Origin of the sequence: Synechococcus sp. R6-10 (genome assembly GCF_047461815.1) — a bacterium.
Taxonomy (GTDB): domain Bacteria; phylum Cyanobacteriota; class Cyanobacteriia; order Thermostichales; family Thermostichaceae; genus Thermostichus.
On sequence record NZ_JANSHW010000520.1, the window covers coordinates 1 to 4051 of the forward strand.

At 57.4% G+C, this 4051-nt stretch carries 4 protein-coding genes; 1 reads left to right on the forward strand and 3 read right to left on the reverse strand.

Annotated elements, in window-relative coordinates:
- Nucleotides 1-71: 71 nt before the first annotated feature.
- The 3 genes from NW837_RS13110 to mgtE all read right to left on the reverse strand — a co-directional run bounded on the left by NW837_RS13110 (nucleotide 72) and on the right by mgtE (nucleotide 2576).
- Nucleotides 72-773, reverse strand: a complete 702-nt coding sequence (locus NW837_RS13110; RefSeq protein WP_414332077.1) for an MgtC/SapB family protein — start codon at nucleotides 771-773, stop codon at nucleotides 72-74.
- 27 nt (nucleotides 774-800) lie between these two features.
- The gene (locus NW837_RS13115) at nucleotides 801-1004 is read right to left on the reverse strand and encodes a hypothetical protein (protein WP_238376758.1); all 204 of its coding nucleotides are present in this window, start codon (nucleotides 1002-1004) and stop codon (nucleotides 801-803) included.
- A gap of 192 nt (nucleotides 1005-1196) precedes the next feature.
- On the reverse strand, nucleotides 1197-2576 hold the full coding sequence (gene mgtE / locus NW837_RS13120) for a magnesium transporter (RefSeq protein WP_414332078.1): 1380 nt from the start codon (nucleotides 2574-2576) through the stop codon (nucleotides 1197-1199).
- Nucleotides 2577-3499: 923 nt separating this feature from the next.
- Here mgtE and wecB point away from each other — a divergent pair.
- Nucleotides 3500-4051, forward strand: a 552-nt coding sequence (gene wecB / locus NW837_RS13125) for a non-hydrolyzing UDP-N-acetylglucosamine 2-epimerase (protein ID WP_414332079.1), incomplete at its 3' end; no start/stop codon positions are given.

Below are 4051 nucleotides of genomic sequence, written 5' to 3' on the forward strand. Positions count from 1 at the left end.
GCATTGGGTGGGGGGCGGCTTATTTCTGGTGTTTGCGTTGCTAACCGGTTGGGAGCTACTGGGATCCGGGATCAGCCAAATTCCTGTTCGATGATCCGCCATCGGGCAGTGATCACACCTGGCTCTAGGCTGAGGCGGCTGACGACAAGTTCTAGGGCCTGGTCATCGCGGGTTTGGGTGACCAGCTCTGCTTCGACTTTGACCAGATCAGGCTTGTCCTCCAGGTCTTCACTGTAGAGGGCGCGCAGTTTGAGATGGGTGGGAGCTATGCCTTGCAAGAGCAAGGCGCGGATGTGGGCCTCTGCTTGGCTTTTGCAGATGAACGAACACTCATAGACCAGTTCCAGTTCTGTGCCTTTCAAAGGCTGCTGGTTGATGCGGTAGCCCAGTGGACGCAGCACAACGTTGGAGATCAACACAGCTCCGGCTCCAATGGCAGCTTGGGGAATGTACCCCGATCCGGCAAAGGCTCCCACCGCGGCTGCACACCAGATGGTGGCGGCGGTGTTCAGGCCACGGACGCTGGCTCCTTCCTTGAGGATCACGCCACCGGCCAAAAAGCCAATCCCCGATACCACTTGGGCCGCAATACGGGTCGGGCTGCTTTCATCAGGGGTGAGAACCGAGAGCATGACAAACAAAGCTGCACCCGTGGCCACCAAGGTGTTGGTGCGTAAGCCGGCCATACGCTGCCGCCACTGTCGCTCCAGCCCGATCACGGATCCCAAGATAAAGGCAACCGCTAGGCGCAAGGTGAAGTCAATCCAGGTCATGCTCCGGTTCTCGTGAAAGGATAAAGTTTAGCCATCCTCATCTGGGATCCCAAGGGCAGTGGCTTCCTGTTGCAAGGTTTGCCAGAGGGCTTCCAGTTGAGCAAAGGCGGATTCTGGGGCCAGCTTACCACCTGTTTCTAAAGCACAGGTTATGCCCACCCGATAGGCATACTGCTGCAGCCGTGACCGAAATTGAGCAGCAGCCAAGGGAGATAGAACTTTCAAGGTCATGGCACACCTCCTAAATGTTTGCTGTAACCCTTCGTTGGTCAAAGGACACCTCGTAAAAGTGCTCTGCGCCGCCGTCGCGATGGCCTTGTGGCGAGACTCTGAAAGGCTGATTTCTCAAGAAGGGCTGGATTATTCGTTCCTGGAACGCGCTTTGCCGGTGAGGTGCCCCCTGGATCCAGCGCCGGCGCAGCCCTAGAGCCCCACTTCAACCCCGACTAGCCAAGCCACCAGGGTGAAATACACCCAGAGGCCGGTGAAGTCTTTAATGGTGGTGATAAAAGGATCCGCTCCCGGAGCGTGGTCAAAGCCCAGCTTTAACATCACCCAGGGCAAAATGGCGCCCAAGATAGCCCCCAAAGTGAGGACAATGGCCAGAGCCAAGCCCACCGCTAGACCCAATTGTGGGATCCCATTGGGTGCCCCCTGCCAGAAGTAGGCAATCACCCCAGCCGTGGCCCCCAGGATCACACCGATAATGCCACCAATGCTGGCTTCCCGCAGCAAATAGGGGAGAAACTGCCGCACGTTGATGTGGCCCCAAGCCAAGCCACGGGCAAAGATGGTCGTAGATTGGGTACCGACATTACCGCCCATATCCATGACCAAGGGGATGAAAATAGCCGCTGCCGTTACTGCTTGCAACACCTCCTCAAAGGTTTCGATCACTCCCCCCACCAACATGCCGCCAATCAAGGTGATGATTAAAAACGTGATGCGCAGGCGGACGGCATACCAACGGGAGCCTTTAACCAGGCGCTCGCTCCAAACCTTGTCTCGGCTGAGCAAGTTGCCCACCCCTGCTTGGGCCAGAGCGGCGTCGGTGGCTTCTTCTTCCACCAAGTTGATGACATCTTCAAAGGTGATATCTCCCACCAAGCGCCCTTCCGTATCCACCACCGGAATGGCCGGCAAGCCGGAATCTTTGAGCAAACGGGCTGCCTGGAGATCCCGGTCGGTAACCCGAGCAAAAATATCCGATCCCTCAATCAGCTCCCGAATGGGCAAATCCGGATCTGCTTTCACGAGGCGCACGGTGCGAACCAAACCTTTGTAGAACCGCTGATCGTCCACCACAAAAATCACATCCAGCTCATCGTCTCCCAGTTGAGAGTCCCGCACGCTGGCCAGAGCAGCCCCGACGGTGATGGTATCCCGTACCGACAAGTAGCGCAGGTTCATCAGCCGACCGGCACTGCGCTCTGGATAACCCAGCAAGATATTCACTGCTTCCCGAGCTTCTGGGCTGAGGTTGGCAATGAGGCGCTTGGTTACTTTGGCCGGCAACTCCTCAAACAGACGTACCCGCTCATCAGGTGGCAGAGCTTCTATGAGCTGGATCACTTCTGGGCTTTCCATGCTGCGAATGAGATCGGCCTGCTCTTCGGGCCGCAGATACTCAAACACTGCAATGGCTCTGTCTTTTTCCAGCAAGCGAAAAGCCAGTACCCGCTGCCGAGGTGAAATCTCCATCAACTGCTGCACCAGCTCGGCAATGGGAGCGCGGTTGGCCTCTCGCTTGGCGGCTTCCAAGGAAGCAGGGGTTAGGAGATCGCGAAGAACGTTGTGCCGCATGATAAACCTCCGAACGTTGGGGTCAGCCGGGATGAAGAGAACCAGGAGGTCAACAGCCAACCGGTGCTCCGAGGCTCACAGGGAAGCCCTGAAACCCTTGGATGGCCGCGCAGCAAGCCGTAGGTCTAGCGCCAGGCCTCCAAGCCCAGCTTGGATCGCAAGCGCCCAAGCCGATAAGAGGGACTCCAAGGGATCCCCAGGCCTGCGGAAACCCCAAAACCCACAACAGGAAAGTCAAGGGGAATCCCCTCGGAATTACTCCTGATCTCCCCTTTTCTGAACAGGGCTGTACAAACCCATTGCTCAGGTAAGGCTCTGCTCAGCTCATCTGTTCGTCGCCGACTGAGAGAGCCACCCAAGTCAAAAGCTAGCCGGGAAAACTCTCCCACCCCTTCGCGTTGGCGAAACGGGATCCTCTCAAGCGACGACAGAAGCTGTCAGCGGGGAAAAGGAAGACACCAGTAAGAGCCCAATCTTCAAGAACGTGCTCCTCGAAGACCATCCACTGGTGGCTGGCGCTACGACTACCGGAAGCGTCCATGCTGTTGAACGTTTTCCTCCAAAAAGGTTAACCGAAACAACCCGGACAGCCAGAAGAGGATCTCTTCAGCTCCCTTTAGGCTAGTTGCAGGAGTGGGATCCCGTCAACCCTTTTTCTCCAGCTCATCCGGTGAACAATCGGCGGGGCAGCTGGAGGGGTAAGATCGGGGTGAGCAGCAATAGCCCCCTTGTGGTTCCTCTCGTCTCGACATTGCCCTCAGCCTGACTCAGCAGAGTCTACATCTCGGTGGCTTGCGACCTTGAGCAACCCACGCCCTTCGCCGCCTCTGTTTTGTTAGTGGTTTTTGTTAGTGGTTTGTTGGTGGCCTTGCTTCAATGAGCTGCGCTTCCCATCTCCTACAGGTGCCGATGTCCTTGAGCTTATGGCCTCCCTTCCCCTCGTTGCCGTGATCTTGGGCACACGGCCCGAAGCCATTAAGCTGGCCCCGGTGATCCAAGCTCTGCGTGCCAGTCCCCATCTGCGCACCGAGCTGATCTTGACCGGACAACACCGGGAAATGGTGGATCAGGTGATGCGGCTATTCGGTCTGCAAGCGGATCGGGATCTGGCGATCATGCGCCCCCGCCAAAGCTTGACGGACATCACCGAAGCCACCTTGCGGGGCCTAGAACTCTACTTTCAAGAGCAACATCCTCAACTGGTTTTGGTGCAGGGAGATACCACCACCGCCTTCGCTGCCGCCTTGGCAGCTTTTTACCACCGGATCCCGGTTGGGCATGTGGAAGCCGGACTGCGCACCGATGATCTCTACAATCCTTTCCCCGAAGAGGCCAATCGCCGCCTGATCTCCCAGTTGGCCAGCCTGCACTTTGCCCCTACCCCCCAAGCCGTTGACAACCTGAAGCGAAGCCACGTGGTGGGATCCATCCATTGCACCGGCAACACTGTCATCGACGCCCTACTGCAAGTGGCC